Annotated in this window: 11 protein-coding genes, 5 tRNA genes and 1 pseudogene; 13 read left to right on the plus strand and 4 right to left on the minus strand. The window is 45.6% G+C overall.

The window, feature by feature from the left end:
* Positions 1-14: 14 nt before the first annotated feature.
* From STRDD12_RS06125 to STRDD12_RS06150, 6 genes are all read left to right on the plus strand, one after another.
* Positions 15-95, plus strand: a tRNA-Tyr gene (locus STRDD12_RS06125).
* A gap of 4 nt (positions 96-99) precedes the next feature.
* A tRNA-Trp gene (locus tag STRDD12_RS06130) sits at positions 100-170 on the plus strand.
* Positions 171-184: 14 nt separating this feature from the next.
* Positions 185-257, plus strand: a tRNA-His gene (locus STRDD12_RS06135).
* A 10-nt stretch (positions 258-267) separates the two neighbouring features.
* Positions 268-339, plus strand: a tRNA-Gln gene (locus STRDD12_RS06140).
* Between the two features lie 9 nt (positions 340-348).
* Positions 349-432, plus strand: a tRNA-Leu gene (locus tag STRDD12_RS06145).
* 52 nt (positions 433-484) lie between these two features.
* A complete protein-coding gene (locus tag STRDD12_RS06150; protein ID WP_066916263.1) occupies positions 485-4,891 on the plus strand; it encodes a PolC-type DNA polymerase III in 4,407 nt (1,468 codons plus the stop codon).
* A 93-nt stretch (positions 4,892-4,984) separates the two neighbouring features.
* On the opposite strand, the gene def is transcribed toward STRDD12_RS06150, so the two are convergent.
* The gene (gene def / locus STRDD12_RS06155; RefSeq protein ID WP_066916265.1) at positions 4,985-5,599 is read right to left on the minus strand and encodes a peptide deformylase; all 615 of its coding nucleotides are present in this window, start codon (positions 5,597-5,599) and stop codon (positions 4,985-4,987) included.
* Between the two features lie 225 nt (positions 5,600-5,824).
* Between def and rpsO the strand changes: the two genes are divergently transcribed.
* The 6 genes and pseudogenes from rpsO to STRDD12_RS06190 all read left to right on the plus strand — a co-directional run bounded on the left by rpsO (position 5,825) and on the right by STRDD12_RS06190 (position 11,860).
* Complete coding sequence (rpsO, locus tag STRDD12_RS06160; RefSeq protein ID WP_066916267.1) at positions 5,825-6,094, plus strand: 30S ribosomal protein S15; 270 nt, start codon at positions 5,825-5,827, stop codon at positions 6,092-6,094.
* A 269-nt stretch (positions 6,095-6,363) separates the two neighbouring features.
* A pseudogene (locus STRDD12_RS06165) lies at positions 6,364-8,489 on the plus strand (polyribonucleotide nucleotidyltransferase).
* Positions 8,482-9,234, plus strand: a complete 753-nt coding sequence (locus tag STRDD12_RS06170) for an SseB family protein (RefSeq protein WP_066916269.1) — start codon at positions 8,482-8,484, stop codon at positions 9,232-9,234. Before STRDD12_RS06165 ends, STRDD12_RS06170 begins: the two are co-directional and overlap by 8 nt.
* A gap of 35 nt (positions 9,235-9,269) precedes the next feature.
* On the plus strand, positions 9,270-9,887 hold the full coding sequence (cysE, locus tag STRDD12_RS06175) for a serine O-acetyltransferase (protein WP_066916271.1): 618 nt from the start codon (positions 9,270-9,272) through the stop codon (positions 9,885-9,887).
* Between the two features lie 244 nt (positions 9,888-10,131).
* The gene (gene cysS, locus STRDD12_RS06185; RefSeq protein WP_066916275.1) at positions 10,132-11,475 is read left to right on the plus strand and encodes a cysteine--tRNA ligase; all 1,344 of its coding nucleotides are present in this window, start codon (positions 10,132-10,134) and stop codon (positions 11,473-11,475) included.
* The gene (locus STRDD12_RS06190; RefSeq protein ID WP_066916277.1) at positions 11,468-11,860 is read left to right on the plus strand and encodes a Mini-ribonuclease 3; all 393 of its coding nucleotides are present in this window, start codon (positions 11,468-11,470) and stop codon (positions 11,858-11,860) included. Before cysS ends, STRDD12_RS06190 begins: the two co-directional genes overlap by 8 nt.
* A 293-nt stretch (positions 11,861-12,153) precedes the next feature.
* On the opposite strand, the gene galU is transcribed toward STRDD12_RS06190, so the two are convergent.
* Complete coding sequence (gene galU / locus STRDD12_RS06195) at positions 12,154-13,071, minus strand: UTP--glucose-1-phosphate uridylyltransferase GalU (protein ID WP_066916279.1); 918 nt, start codon at positions 13,069-13,071, stop codon at positions 12,154-12,156.
* 34 nt (positions 13,072-13,105) lie between these two features.
* Positions 13,106-14,125, minus strand: a complete 1,020-nt coding sequence (locus tag STRDD12_RS06200; RefSeq protein WP_066916281.1) for an NAD(P)H-dependent glycerol-3-phosphate dehydrogenase — start codon at positions 14,123-14,125, stop codon at positions 13,106-13,108.
* A gap of 357 nt (positions 14,126-14,482) precedes the next feature.
* Between STRDD12_RS06200 and STRDD12_RS06205 the strand changes: the two genes are divergently transcribed.
* Positions 14,483-15,604 carry a PTS sugar transporter subunit IIC gene (locus tag STRDD12_RS06205; protein ID WP_066916284.1) on the plus strand — a complete coding sequence of 374 codons (1,122 nt, stop codon included), beginning with the start codon at positions 14,483-14,485 and terminating at the stop codon, positions 15,602-15,604.
* Between the two features lie 58 nt (positions 15,605-15,662).
* On the opposite strand, the gene STRDD12_RS08245 is transcribed toward STRDD12_RS06205, so the two are convergent.
* Positions 15,663-15,836: a hypothetical protein gene (locus STRDD12_RS08245; protein WP_156471467.1), complete on the minus strand. Its 174-nt coding sequence runs from the start codon at positions 15,834-15,836 to the stop codon at positions 15,663-15,665.
* Between the last annotated feature and the right edge of the window lie 133 nt (positions 15,837-15,969).

Raw genomic sequence — 15,969 nt, forward strand, 5'->3', positions numbered from 1 at the left:
ATAATTTAATATTTGGAAGGGTAGCGAAGTGGCTAAACGCGGCGGACTGTAAATCCGCTCCTTCGGGTTCGGGGGTTCGAATCCCTCCCCTTCCATAATACGGGCATAGTTTAAAGGTAGAACTAAGGTCTCCAAAACCTTCAGTGTGGGTTCAATTCCTACTGCCCGTGTTAAACAATATATGGCGGGTGTGGTGAAGTGGTTAACACACCAGATTGTGGCTCTGGCATGCGTGGGTTCGATCCCCATCACTCGCCTATTTATTATTGGGGTATAGCCAAGCGGTAAGGCAAGGGACTTTGACTCCCTCATGCGTTGGTTCGAATCCAGCTACCCCAGTTACACTTTGCCGGCGTGGCGGAATTGGCAGACGCGCTGGACTCAAAATCCAGTGTCCGCAAGGACGTGCCGGTTCGACCCCGGCCGCCGGTATAGTGGAAGAATAGATAGTAATCTATTCTTTTTTTGTTTATAGGAGAAAATTATGGCTGCTGATATGTTACAACTTTACCAACAAATCGGTTTACCAAGTGATTTGAGAAGTAAAGAGAATTTCCAAAATGCAGAGATTTCTAAGGTTATTGTCCATAAAAAGAGTCGACATTGGGAATTTTTCTTTGATTTTCCGAATCTTTTAGATGCTGAAGAGTACCGAATCTTTCGTGGCCTCTTAGTAGAAACCTTTTCTCAATTGGGTATCCAAACTTCAATCAGTTTTAACATTAGATCTTCTTATTCTGCACAAGATTCGGATGTTTTATTAGATTATGTAAAACTTTTTGTGAAAATGACATCAGAGTTGCAACGCGTAGTTTCAGGAGATAATGGGGCTGACTCCATATCATGTCAAGAGAATTTAATTCAATTTCGTGTACCTGATTATGTGGATGATGGCTATTACTACAGGAAGTATCTTCCCTTAATAAATGATTTTTTGGTTGGCTGTGGTTTTCCAAAATGTGACATTGCTTTTGTTTTAAATCGAGAGTTGGGGGATGCTCAGCGTCAGATTGTCGAAGAGAGTAAACAAAAGCGGTTAAAAGAGGCGGAAGTGCTTGGGCAAGAGGCTATTTTGCAGTCCGAAAAACGCGAGAAGGTTGAAGAGGCAAGTGAGCCTAGACCAACCTTTACTTTTGAAAAGGTTGAGGAAAAGCGTTCTTCAGCTGGTTTGATGCAACAAACGGTTACCCCCATGGTTGAAATCACAGATGAAGAAAACCAAGTTGTTTTTGAAGGTCTAATCTTTGATTTTGAGGCACGCACCACGAGGACGGGTCGGATTATCTTAAGCTTTAAGATGACGGACTATACTTCTAGTTTTACAATGCAGAGATGGGTACGTAATGAAGAAGAATTAAAGCGGTTTGATTTTATCAAAAAAGGGGCTTGGGTCCGCGTACGGGGGAATATTGAGGATAACCGTTTTACGAGAAGTCTGGTAATGAATGTTCGTGATGCTGTTGCTGTTACTCATGATATGCGTAAGGATTTAATGCCTGAAGGTGAGAAGCGGGTAGAATTTCATGCTCACACGAATATGTCCGCCATGGATGCTATTCCTGAGGTTGAGGATTTGGTTAAACGTGCGGCTGACTGGGGGCATTCGGCTATTGCTATTACAGATCATGGGAATGTGCAAAGTTTTCCACATGGCTATCATGCTGGAAAGAAGAATGGTGTAAAAGTCATCTTTGGCTTGGAGGCCAATATTGTTGATGATCAGGTGATGATCGCCTATAACGCAAGTGACCGCTTGTTGGACGATGCCATTTATGTTGTGTTTGACGTTGAAACGACGGGACTTTCAGCGGTGAATCACCAGTTGATTCAAATTGCTGCTTCAAAAATGCAAAAGGGTAATATTATTGATGAGTTTGATGTCTTCATCAATCCTGGTCATCCTTTGAGCAAATTTACGACGGAGCTGACTGGAATTACGGACAATCACGTCAAGGATGCTCCGCCTATTGAGGAAACGCTCAAAGCCTTTCAAGAATTTTGTGACGGGGCCATTTTAGTTGCCCATAATGCTAGCTTTGACGTTGGTTTTATGAATGCCAACTATGAACGTTACGGTTTGCCAACCATTACACAACCAGTCATTGATACGATTGAACTGGCAAGAAATTTGTATCCTGAATATAAGAGGCATGGTTTGGGACCACTGACCAAACGTTTTGGAGTTGCACTGGAACACCATCATATGGCGAATTTTGACGCGGAGGCAACGGGACGTCTGCTGTTTATCTTCTTGAAAGAGGCCAAGGAAAAGCACAAGGTCATCAATTTGAATCAGTTGAATTTTGATCTAATTCGAGAGGACTCCTACCAAAAGGCCAAGCCTTATCACACGACAATCTATGTGCAAACGCAAGAAGGATTAATCAACATGTTCAAGTTGGTTAGTTTGTCTAATGTGACTTACTTTTCTGGGATTCCTCGTATTCCACGGTCTGTTTTGGATGCGCATCGCGAAGGGCTTTTGTTGGGGACGGCTTGTTCAGATGGTGAAGTTTTTGATACCTTGCTGCTTAAGGGCTTTGATGCAGCGGTGGAAGTTGCCCGTTATTATGACTTTATCGAGGTCATGCCACCTGCCTTGTACAGACCTTTGCTGGCTCAAGATATGTTTGAGGATGAAAAAGGGATTGAAAAAACGATCCAAGATCTTGTCGCTATCGGGCAAAGCTTGGATAAGCCTGTTTTGGCAACGGGGAATGTGCATTATTTGGACCCTGAAGATGCCATTTATCGCGAGATTATTGTCAGAAGTTTAGGGCAAGGGGCCCCTATCAACCGTCCAATCGGAAAAGGCGATGGGGCGCAACCGGCTCCCCTTCCTGAGGCTCATTTTCGAACGACAAATGAGATGTTAGATGATTTTGCCTTTTTGGGAGAAGCCGAAGCCAGACGTTTGGTTATTACAGAGCCAAATGCGCTAGCTGAGCGTTTTGATGCCATTGAGGTTGTTAAGAAGGACTTGTATACACCTTTTATCGAGCGGGCTGAAGAACAAGTCGCTGAGATGACCTACGCCAAAGCTTTTGAGCTCTACGGCAATCCTCTGCCAGACATTATTGACCGCCGGATTGAAAAAGAATTAACTTCGATTTTGGGGAATGGCTTTGCGGTGATTTACCTGGCGTCCCAGATGTTGGTGAATCGTTCCAATGCCAGGGGTTACCTGGTGGGGTCACGGGGGTCTGTTGGGTCTAGTTTTGTGGCGACCATGATTGGCATCACGGAAGTTAATCCTATGCCTCCTCATTATGTCTGTCCCCAGTGTCGTACGTCTGAATTTATCACGGATGGGTCGGTAGGTTCTGGCTATGATTTGCCCAATAAGGACTGTCCGAAGTGTGGGACAACTTTTCGAAAAGATGGACAAGACATTCCTTTTGAGACCTTCCTAGGTTTTGATGGGGACAAGGTCCCTGATATTGACTTGAACTTCTCGGGTGATGACCAGCCTTTGGCCCATCTGGATGTTCGTGATATTTTTGGGGAAGATTACGCTTTTCGTGCTGGGACGGTATCGACGGTTGCGGATCGGACAGCCTATGGCTTTGTCAAAGGTTACGAACGTGACTTCCAAAAGGATTATAATGATGCTGAAGTTGATCGTTTGGCCATGGGAGCTGCTGGGGTTAAACGGAGTACAGGGCAACACCCGGGGGGGATTGTTGTTATTCCTGACTATATGAATGTGTATGATTTTACACCGATTCAGTACCCAGCAGATGACCTTGAGGCAAGTTGGCGAACGACCCACTTTAATTTCCATGATATCGACGAGAATGTTTTAAAGCTTGATATTTTGGGGCATGATGATCCGACGATGGTACGCAAGTTGCAGGATTTGTCTGGAATTGACCCTAAGGATATTCCAGCAGATGACCCAGGTGTGATGGCGCTCTTTTCAGGAACTGACATTTTGGGCGTTACGGCTGAACAAATAGGAACACCGACGGGGATGCTTGGAATCCCTGAATTTGGGACCAATTTTGTTCGTGGCATGGTTGAAGAAACGCATCCGACGACATTTGCGGAATTGCTTCAGCTGTCTGGTTTATCGCACGGGACCGATGTGTGGTTAGGCAATGCTCAAGACCTGATTAAGGAAGGGATTGCTGACTTGTCTACGGTTATTGGTTGTCGGGATGATATCATGGTCTATCTGATGCACCGTGGCCTAGAACCTAAAATGGCCTTTACCATTATGGAACGCGTGCGTAAGGGCATGTGGTTGAAGATTTCTGAGGATGAGCGTAATGGCTATATTCAGGCCATGCGTGAAAACAATGTTCCGGATTGGTATATCGAATCCTGTGGAAAAATCAAGTACATGTTCCCTAAGGCCCATGCGGCAGCCTATGTTTTGATGGCACTGCGGGTGGCTTATTTCAAAGTGCATTATCCCATTTATTATTATTGCGCCTATTTTTCCATCCGTGCTAAGGCTTTTGATATCAAGACCATGAGTGCTGGTCTTGTAGCGGTCAAGGAGCGGTTGAAGGAAATTGCCCTCAAACAAAAGAATAACGAAGCTTCTAACGTGGAAAAAGATTTGTACACCACTTTGGAAATCGTTAATGAAATGCTTGAGCGTGGCTTTTCTTTCGGTCAGTTAGACCTCTATAAGAGTGACGCCACCGAGTTTCTAATTGATGGCGACACCTTGATTCCGCCATTTGTGGCCTTGGACGGTCTCGGAGAAAACGTAGCTAAACAGCTGATAAGGGCTCGTGAAGAAGGTGAGTTTTTGTCTAAAACAGAGCTCCGTAAGCGTGGTGGTCTATCTCAAACTTTGGTTGATAAAATGGATGAGATGGGGATATTAGGTGGCTTGCCTGAAGATAACCAGTTGAGTTTATTTGAGGACCTTTTTTAGGGAAATAGTAAGCAGTTATGTGAAAATTATCTGTGCGTGCTGATATTTAGAGCATGCTAAAAGCGTCTAGGAATCTTCCTAGACGCTTTTAAGTTATTCGATGATGAGTAAGCCATCAACTTGTTTGAAGGGCTCATCAGCGTTAATGTGGTCGTAAAACATGATGCCATTGGTATGATCGATTTCATGCTGAACAACAATGGCGTTGTATCCTTTAAATTTAGCCCGTTGTTTGTTGCCATCTTTGTCAAAATAGTCAACCGTCACCCGTGCATGGCGGATGACATAACCGGGCACCTCACGGTCAACAGAGAGACAGCCCTCGCCGTCAGCTAAGGCAGCATCCTGAACCGAATGGGCGACAACACGTGGGTTGTACATGACTTCTGCCAGACTGTAGGCTTCTTTTGGTGGGTTTCCATCCTTGTCTTCTGGGTTTGGAACCAAAGTAGCGATAATACGCTTAGAGATGTCCAGTTGGGGAGCTGCTAAGCCAACACCGCCACGGAGACCTAATTTTTCAGCCATAATGGGGTCCTGAGAATTGCGCAAGAATTGCATCATCTTCTCTCCCAAAATGATATCCTCGTCTGATAAAGGAAAGGTAACGTCTGCTGCAACCTCGCGTAAGGTGGGGTTGCCTTCGCGAATGATATCAGACATATCAATAACATGGGCTGCTTGGGTCAGTTTGGATTGTTTAGACATGTGCTCCTCCTCAGTTTTGTCTGACTTCTACTATATCACAAAGGCTAGTGAAAATCCAAGGAAGGCCCTTATTTTCTGTTTGCTGGTCTCAGCTGAAAAAGCCTAGTGATTCTTGACAAGCTTTTGGGAGTTTGCTACAATGTATAAGTCTGATGACAACTACTTTTTCTTGGTTGTGGGCAAGCCAACCCGCCACTCGGATAAAGCAAAAAAAGGAGAAAAATTATGGCAATCTCAAAAGAGAAAAAGAACGAAATCATTGCAAAATATGCTCGTCACGAAGGTGATACAGGTTCTGTTGAAGTACAAGTTGCTGTTTTGACTTGGGAAATCAACCACCTCAACGAACACATCAAACAACACCAAAAAGACCATGCAACTTACCGTGGATTGATGAAAAAAATCGGTCACCGTCGTAACTTGTTGGCTTACCTTCGTCGTACAGACGTTAACCGCTACCGTGATTTGATCAGCTCACTTGGTCTGCGTCGTTAATCGTCACTGGAAAACACCCTCTGGGGTGTTTTTTTGTTTGACAGCTAATCTTTATGAAAGCATGCCCTGCAAGCTATCAAGGATTTTTCACTGAGAACCTGTATGCGGTTACTTATTTATGGTACAATGGTAGGGTAGCTAGATGCCCTGAGGTTTAGATTTTAAGGGATTTATGCTAGAATAGACCCTATAGGAAAATTGTTTTAAAGTCTTTTTCAGATTTTCGGTGAACGACTGTGAAAAATTCGGAAATGGCAGAGGCAAGTCATATGGCAAAGGAATGTTTTGAATTTCAGTTAGCAGGAAAAACGCTCGAGGTTGAAACAGGAGAGCTGGCTAGACAAGCCAATGGCGCTTGTTTGGTAAGGTGTGGAGGGACCGCAGTCCTAAGTGTGGCAGTTATGTCTGATGTAGACAGCCAGCAGGACTTTTTCCCTTTGCAGGTGCTATATGAAGAGCGTGCTTATGCGGCAGGGAAAATCCCTGGCGGTTTTAAAAAGCGAGAGGGGCGTCCTTCTTTGGAGGCCACTCTGGCGGCGCGTATGATTGATCGGACCTTGCGCCCTCTGTTTCCGAAAGAGTTACACCGTGAGGTACAAATTGTTAACACAGTCCTGTCTTATGATGCATCGGTAAGTCCTAGTCTTTTAGCCCTTTTGGGGTCTTCCTTAGCTTTGACCTTATCAGATATACCATTTGAAGGGCCGGTAGCAGCGACCAGGCTGGCTTATGATGCTGAAAGCGGACTGTCTAATGATTGGTCTCATCAGTTATCAGAAATATCTAGCTTGGACTTGACTTTGGCTGGAACAGCGAGCTCTTTGACTATGCTAGAAGGGTCTGCTAAGGAAGTGGCAGAGGAGCTTGTCGGTGATGCTTTTTCTATCGGTCATGAGGTCATTAAGGCATTAGTGGCTTTTCAAAAACAGATTCAGTTAGCCTGTGGCAAGGAAAAGTGTTCGCTAGAAAGCAGCGATGTAACAGCTAGTCAATTAGAATCTTGGCTGACTCAGGAGGCATTTGACACATTAGTTGACCTGTTAAGGCGTATTCCCTTGCAGGCTGCGAAACTAGACTTGGATAAGTTAGAGCAGGTGCTTTTAGATCGCTTGGCGGAGACAGAGCTAACTTGGACGCAGGAGGATTTCCAAAAGCTTTTTCAAGCTCTAGTGGCCAAGGCGACCCGTCGCCTGATTGTTGACGAGGGCTTGCGGCCTGACCGTCGGGGGCTTAAAGAGATACGTCCTCTAGACGTTCAGATAGATAAGCTTCCTAGTGTGCACGGCTCAGGTTTATTTACACGGGGGCAGACCCAGGTCTTATCTAGTCTGACTTTGGCACCGATGTCTGAGGCTCCCTTGGTCGATGGCTTAGCTCCCGCTTTTCATCAGCGGTTCACGCATCATTACAACTTTCCAGCTTACTCTGTCGGGGAAACGGGGCGCTATGGAGCGCCAGGAAGACGTGAACTCGGTCATGGGGCTCTTGGCGAGCGTGCTTTGGCTGAGGTATTACCCTCTCTGGAAGATTTTCCCTATGCTATCCGTTTGGTTGCTGAGGTATTGGAGTCTAACGGCTCAAGTTCACAGGCGGCCATTTGTGCAGGGAGTTTGGCTTTGATGGCCGGAGGAGTTCCCATATCGGCTCCAGTTGCTGGCATCGCCATGGGACTGGTAGTAGAGGGGGATAAGCAGGTTATCTTGACGGATATCCAGGGGGCAGAAGACCACTTTGGTGATATGGATTTTAAGGTGGCAGGAACACAGTCAGGGATTACAGCCTTGCAAATGGATATTAAGGTTTCTGGCCTTTCGGTTGAACTTTTGACCCAAGCTTTGGCCCAGGCCAAACAAGCACGTTTGGAGATCTTAGCCACTATGGCTGAGACGATTGCTCAGCCGCGTCCTAGTTTGGCTGCAACGGCTCCTAGGATTGCCCGACTAGTTATTCCAGTAGAAAAATTAAACGCGTTATTGGAAAAGGTGGGGAAACCATTGATCGCATTATTGCCCAAACGGGTGTTGCGATAACTATTGAAGATGACGGACAGACTTTTGTCTATGGACCAGATGACCAGGCTAACCAAAAAGCGGTTGCTTTGATTACCGGTCTTGTACGAGAGGCTGTTATTGGTGAGATTTATGAAGAGGCAGAGGTGACAAAACTGACGAAATATGGTGCTTTTGTCCGACTTTTTGGACAGACAGAGGCATTTTTACATATTTCGCAGGTCGCTTGGGAACGTACCGATCGTATGGAAGACGTTGTCAGTGTCGGAGATCGTGTGCGCGTGATATTGCAAAATAAAGATGATAAGGGACGGCTCAATGTGTCGATGAAAGCACTATTGCCTAAACCTGAAAGAAAACATAGCGAGGATGAACAGCATGCCTAAGCAATTATCAGATGAACTTGACCAAAGTTTGCGTGCATTTATTGAACAACCGGACCACTTTTTAAAGGGGCTCCAACTCATGTATGCATTGCATAACTATCCGGTTTTGGCGTCAAGTGTGCCCTATATCGTAGACGTCAGCGGGGAGATGGTGATTCCTGTCTTTACGAATGAAAAAGATTTGAAGGCCTTTAAGGCAGAAAATGAAGACGCTCAAAAACAAACCTGGGTGAAACGCCCAACCTTGAAAGTCTTAGAAGATGCGGTCTTAAACGGTATTTCGGGGCTTGCCTATAACCTTAAATCCAAAGGGGACACGGGGAACTCGACGCTCTTTCGCAACAATGACATGTTGCAATTTATGAAGAATTACACCAAAATTTTAAACCCACTTTTAAGTACGGAAAATCAGAAAGCTGACCTCTTAGAGAAAGTTTATCTGGTACCTGCCATTATCAATCTGCTAGATGAAGGGCGCTATACGCAGACCTTCCCCACATTGGCGGACCCGCATGGCAATCGCTTTATTCCAATTTTCACCAATGTAGCTAGTTTGGCCAAATGGTATGAAAATCAAGAATTTGGAACCCCTTTTCGGATGGAACAGGGAACGATTCTTGCTTGGAATTTGGATGAGATTTACCACCCGCCAGCTGAGGAGTCTGAGATTGATGACACAACAGGTGTAGTCGTCAATCCTTTTGATGAACAACAAGTTCTGATTGAATGGTCAAATTTAGACTGAGCTGATAGAGGGCGATAAGAAACGGAGGCGTATGTATGGGATGGTGGAGAGAAACCATCAATATTGTAAAAGAAAATGATCCGGCGGCACGGACGTCTCTGGAAGTGCTTTTGACCTATCCAGGTGTCAAAGCGCTAGCTGCGCATCGCTTATCCCATTTTCTGTGGCGACATGGCTTTAAGCTCCTAGCACGGATGCATAGCCAGTTTTGGCGTTTTTTGACACAAATCGAGATTCACCCAGGAGCGCAGATCGCTCCTGGTGTCTTTATTGACCATGGGGCTGGGCTAGTGATTGGGGAAACGGCCATCGTGGAACGAGGGGTCTTGCTCTATCATGGGGTAACCTTGGGAGGAACTGGAAAAGATACCGGGAAACGCCATCCGACTGTTCGTCAGGGCGCTCTGATTTCTGCCCATTCTCAGATTATCGGCCCGATTGAAATTGGCGAGCAAGCCAAGGTAGGAGCTGGCGCTGTGGTTGTTGCGGATGTGCCTAGTGACGTGACAGTTGTTGGTATTCCGGCAAAAATTGTTCGTGTCCATGGCAAAAAAGATGAACCTGTGATTCATGAAGAAGAAGAAAAGCGGGCTTATTACATGAGCAAACTGGAAAAAGCGCGTGAAGCAAGTCACTATTCGTCGAGTTTGTAGGAGGCGACCGAATGAACAAAAAAAATCAATACTGGTTGAGTCTGATCATAGGCGTCTTTTTATTCCTCTATAGCCTTTTTCGGCTAGGGGCTACTATTTATCGGTCGGAGTTTCTTTTTAGTGTGCTATGGCTGATTTTTGGACTGGCAAATGCTTACAACGTCTATCGCATCTGGAAAACAAGACTTAAGTGAGGAAAGAGAAAGGATGAGGGCTTGCCTGGGCAAGTTCTGGTGGTGTCGGTATGTTGAAAATCTATGATACAATGACTCGCAGTTTACGGGAATTCGTTCCTATTGAGGAAGATAAGGTTAAAATGTATGTGTGTGGCCCTACGGTTTATAACTACATCCATGTGGGAAACGCGCGTTCAACGGTGGCTTTTGATACCATTCGTCGCTATTTTGAGTACCGTGGCTATGAGGTGACCTATGTTTCTAACTTCACGGATGTGGATGACAAGATTATTCGCCGAGCCTTGGAAGAGGGTATCAGTCCTCAGGAAGTTGCGGACAAATACATTGCAGCCTTTCGCGCAGATGTGACGGAGTTGGGCGTGAAACCAGCGACCCATCACCCTCGAGTAGTTGATTTTATGCCGGCCATTATTCAATTTGTCTCTGATTTGATCGCCAAGGGTTATGCTTACGAGAGCCAAGGGGATGTTTATTTCCGAGTAGAAAAGTCCAAGCATTATGCTCAGTTAGCCAACAAAACCTTAGAAGATTTGGAGCTTGGCGCTTCTGGCCGGACAGACGAAGAGACCGCTCGCAAGGAAAATCCAGTGGATTTTGCTCTTTGGAAGGCTGCAAAAGCTGATGAAATTTCTTGGGACAGTCCTTGGGGACCAGGACGTCCAGGTTGGCATATCGAGTGTTCCGTTATGGCGACGGAACTGTTGGGGGACACGATTGACATTCACGGTGGTGGTGCCGATTTAGAGTTTCCCCACCACACCAATGAAATTGCGCAATCAGAAGCGAAGACTGGTAAGACTTTTGCCAATTACTGGATGCACAATGGTTTTGTCAATATTGACAATGTCAAGATGTCTAAGTCTTTGGGGAATTTCATCACGGTGCATGATGCATTAGAGACCATTGAAGGTCAGACCTTGCGTTTCTTCTTTGCGACACAGCATTATCGAAAACCGATTAACTTTACAGAGAAGGCTCTCCGTGATGCTAAGGTTAATTTGAAGTATCTGCAAAATACTTACGAGCAACCTTTTGCAGGTGACGTTGATCCAACACAGCTGCAAGAGTTTGAAGAGCGTTTTGTGGCTGCGATGGATGAGGATTTCAATACGGCTAATGGGATTACGGTGGTCTTTGATATGGCCAAATGGATTAATTCTGGGCATTATAACCAAGAGGTGAAAGATAGTCTGGCTCGCATCTTGGAGGTGTTTGGAATTGTCTTTGCAACAGAGACTTTGGATGCTGATATTGAGGACTTGATTGCTAAACGCCAAGAAGCGAGAGCCAATCGTGACTTTGCCACTGCCGATAAAATCCGAGATGACCTACAGGCGCGTGGGATTAAATTACTGGATACAAAAGACGGGGTGAGGTGGACACGTGATTGACATCAACCTCATCAATGGTGTGGCCTTGGCTTTTGAGGGGGATGCGGTATATAGCATGTACGTGCGTCGGCATCTCATCTTTCAGGGCTTAACCAAGCCTAACCGTTTGCACTATGCAGCCACCCGCTATGTGTCTGCCAAGGCCCAGGCTGCTTTGATGGCACAACTAATGGACGAAAAGGTGTTGACGGAAAAAGAAGAGGCTATCTACAAGCGAGGCCGTAATGCCAATAGCCATACCAAGGCTAAAAATACGGATATCGTGACCTATCGCATGTCGACGGGCTTTGAGGCCGTTATTGGTTATCTGCATATGACCGACCAACTTTCTCGCTTAGAAGAACTGGTAGATTGGTGCATTGCCCGTGTAGAAAGAGATGCTTGAGAGGGCTTGTACTCATCTGACATAAAAATGTCTAAGACCTCCCTTTGGGGAGAAGTAGACCGTAGCGATTCCTAAGGGATTGCTTGCCTTAACGCTGAGCCTAGTGTCTCAAAGTTGCTAAACGCTTGAAACAGACCTGTTTCAGGCGTTTTTTTCACGGCAGGAAGCCTTAGTTCTTACTGATTAGAAGTGGCCGGGTCCTTTCTATTGGCGGACTTCCCTAGTTCCTCCCGGTTTAATCAGTTTGTCCCCATGCTAAAAGGCCTAAGATAGCATCTTAGACCTTTTTTTGTTTACTTGTCTTTTGGACTGGTTGCAGAATTATCTAGGGATTTACCGAGTTCGATGAGGTAAGCCTTGAGGTCTTCTTTAACTTGAGGGTGTTGTAGGGCGTAATCAATTGACGTCTTCATAAAGCCAAATTTATCACCGACATCATAGCGTTTACCGGTAAATTCACGGGCAAAGACGCGTTGGGTCTTATTGAGGGTGTCGATGGCATCGGTCAATTGGATTTCATTACCGGCACCTGGTTTTTGCGTTTCTAAAATCGTGAAAATTTCAGGGGTCAACAGGTAGCGTCCGATGATTGCCAAATCACTTGGTGCATCTTCTGGTTTTGGTTTTTCAACAAAAGATTCGACACTGTAAAGGCCATTTTTACCTTCGCCTTGAGGGGCAATGACACCATAGGCAGAGACATCTTCGTGTGGCACAGGCATGACGGCAATGGTAGAAGCATGCGTTTGATCATAATCATTAATCAACTGTTGGGTTAATGGTGTCGCATGATCATCAGTGATATCCATCAAGTCATCCCCAAGCATAACCACAAAAGGTTCATCCCCTACAAAAGCTTTGGCCTGTAAGACAGCATCTCCCAGCCCACGTGGGTGACTTTGACGAATGAAATGCAGATTGATAGCAGTTGTGTCATTGACTAACTTGAGCAAGTCTGTTTTGCCCTTTTGTTCCAAGTTGTACTCGAGTTCAAAGTTAGAGTCAAAGTGATCTTCGATAGAACGTTTTGACTTCCCTGTCACGACCAGGATTTCTTCGATACCAGATTTGAGAGCTTCTTCGACGATAAACTGAATGGTCGGTTTATCGACAATGGGCAACATTTCCTTGGCCAAGGCCTTAGTTGCTGGCAAAAAGCGGGTTCCTAGACCTGCAGCAGGGATAACGGCTTTACGGACTTTCTTTTTCATTAGCATAGGGACTCCTTTATTTTTTTGTTGGGGGTTATTCTGCCCATTCGTTTTCAGAACGAAATTCATTTTGCATCATATTGAGGATGGCTTCTTTGACATCAGCGCCTTGGTAAATCACACGGTAGATAGCCGTTGTGATAGGCATATAGACATCCAGTTCTTGGGCCAATTCATAGGCAACCTTGGTCGTGGAAATACCTTCGATGACCATGCCCATGTTGCGTTCAACATCCTCGAGTTTCTCTCCTTGACCTAGAGCATAGCCAGCCCGCCAGTTGCGAGAATGGACGGATGTTCCTGTAACAATTAAGTCACCAACACCAGATAGGCCACTGTAGGTAAGCGGTTTTGCCCCCATTTTGACACCTAAGCGGGTAATCTCGGCTAAGCCACGGGTGATAACAGCAGCTTTGGCATTGTCTCCATAGCCCATACCAGCTAGGGCTCCCGCTCCAACAGCGATAATATTCTTGAGAGCGCCAGCCGTTTCAACACCGATAACATCTGAATTGGTGTAGAGGCGGAAGTAATTATTACTAAAGAGAGCTTGGGCATAGGCAGCTGTCTCAGGGTCAATGGATGCTGCGGTAATCAAAGTCAAATCCCGCACGATAGTTTCTTCAGCGTGGCTAGGACCTGAAATGACCACAATGTCACTGCGGAGTTCGCTAGGAATTTCTTCTTCCAAAATGGTCGACAGGCGTTCGTGAGTGCCAGGTTCTAAGCCCTTAGAAGCATGCATGATGACCGCAGGGTGGTCTAAAACCTCAGCAACTTGCTGGGCGACCAGACGTGTGACCTTGGTTGGGACAACAAATAAAATAGCATCCACATCAGCCAAGGCTTCAGTTAAGTCATCATAAGCCACAATAGCAGGGTCCAAGACCGCATCCTTAAAGTAACGGGTATTGGTGTGGCTGGTGTTGATTTCAGCGATTTGTTCAGGGATATTTCCCCAGATACGGACTTCGTGTCCGTTGTCATTGAGCACCTGTGATAGGGCAGTTCCCCAGGAACCAGGACCCAAGACGGCAATTTTTTGTTTTGTCATAGTTTTCTCCTCTATCGTTATCGAAAAGGCATTTCTATTATACCATAGCCGACCAGTGTCAAGCAGTCTTTAACTGTTTAAAATCCGATGACAAAGGTCAGGGCAGGAGAAATAATTGCAAAAATTTTCAGAAAATTCTCTAAAATGTCTTTTCAAAATTTCAAGAGTCTGCTATAATACCCTTTAAGAAAAAGTAAAGGAGCGTCAACATGTTAGTCTTGCGAGTCATTATTTTTGTGAAACTACCTGCCCGACGCTCGGAAATAAGGGGCTAAGTCTAGCCTATTTGTCATTTCCCCTCGTCTGGTTTTTCAGGCGAGGTTTATTTTTTCTAAAAAAGATTAAAGGAGTCATTTTATGACCACTTCTATAGATGAAAGGCTCAGTAAAAGAGCCTTTTGCCATAAAATCCTCAACGGCACCGCCATTGGGGTAATTGTTTCCCTCTTACCGAATTCGATGTTTTCGGTTCTTTTTTCTCTAGGTTTTTTGGCCAATAATAGCTTTTTTGCGACTTGGAATACGGTCAATCTCCTCTTTCAATGCGCCTTGTCGGCAGTCATTGGCACCTTGGTGGCCTTGGAGTTTGATTTCAAAGGCATGAAGGCTGCCATGATGGTAGCGGTGGCCTTTGTCAGTTCTGGAGCGGCTAGTCGACTGGGCGGGGCTGCGGAAATCTTGGCCCAGCTCCAATCCAAGCAGGCGCCCCAAGAAGTCATCGCGGCAGCCTCTAAGTTAACCAGTGGTTTTTATACATCAGGGACAGGTGATATCATCAATGTCATGCTCATGTGTGCCCTAACTGCTCTGGTGCTTTTTTGGCTAGAGGGCAAATTTGCTTCATTTAATTTTGTTCTTTTGCCTGTTATTGGTACCTTGCTGGGGACTTTGGGCATGACCTTGCTTCCTTATGTGAAGGTCATTTCAACGACCATCGGACAAGTCATTATGACCTTTACAGAGATGCAACCTTATCTCATGAGTGTCTTTATCTGTGTGACTTTTGCCATTATGATTGTCGCTCCTCTATCAACCGTAGCGATTGGTCTGGCCATCGGTCTAAATGGCTTGTCTGCAGGCGCTGCGGCTATGGGCGTGGGGACAACCTGTATTGTACTAGTCGTTCACATGTTTTTTGTCAATAAGCCGGGGGTGACGACTGCAGTGGCTTTGGGGTCTATGAAAATGATGATGCCCAATATTTTTGAAAAGCCCATTGCTTATTTACCTATCATCTCCACAGCGATTGTGACAGGCCTCTTGGTGCCTTTGTTTGGTGTTGTGGGCACACCCGCCTCCGCAGGCTTTGGTTTGGTGGGCCTAACGGGTCTCTTTGCCTCTGTGACGGGTGGTCTAAGCTTGGCAAATGCTGTGCTGGTTTGGCTAATATTACCTATCACGGTTGCCCTAGTTCTGCGATTTGTCTGGGAAAAATGGCTGAAGTGTTACACGGCTGATATTTTCCGCTTTGCTGAGTAGCTGAACTCACCTTATCAAAAACCTCCCCTGTACATTGCTACAGGGGAGGTTTGTCGTCTTAAGCGAAAGATTTGGCTACCTTGTTAATGGTCCAAGAACCGATGCCTGCGAGAACCAAGGCACCGACCATCATCGGTAGAAGGGTGAAGCCGGCAATTTCAGGGCCATAGGCCCCAGGCAGAAGTTGGTTGGCTGCCGTTGCCTTATCTTGAAATCTTCCCCAAGAAATCAATCAGTTCTTTGACGATATGCCAAGATACCTGGACTCGTATGACTGAGGCGGGTAAGGTGCCACTTTTTGCAGACATTCCAAGAATTAGGTCCGCCTTTTTGAGAACTTTTTTGATATAATATTATGACTTAGT

It is taken from the genome of Streptococcus sp. DD12, assembly GCF_001578885.1.
In the GTDB taxonomy this organism is placed as follows: domain Bacteria; phylum Bacillota; class Bacilli; order Lactobacillales; family Streptococcaceae; genus Streptococcus.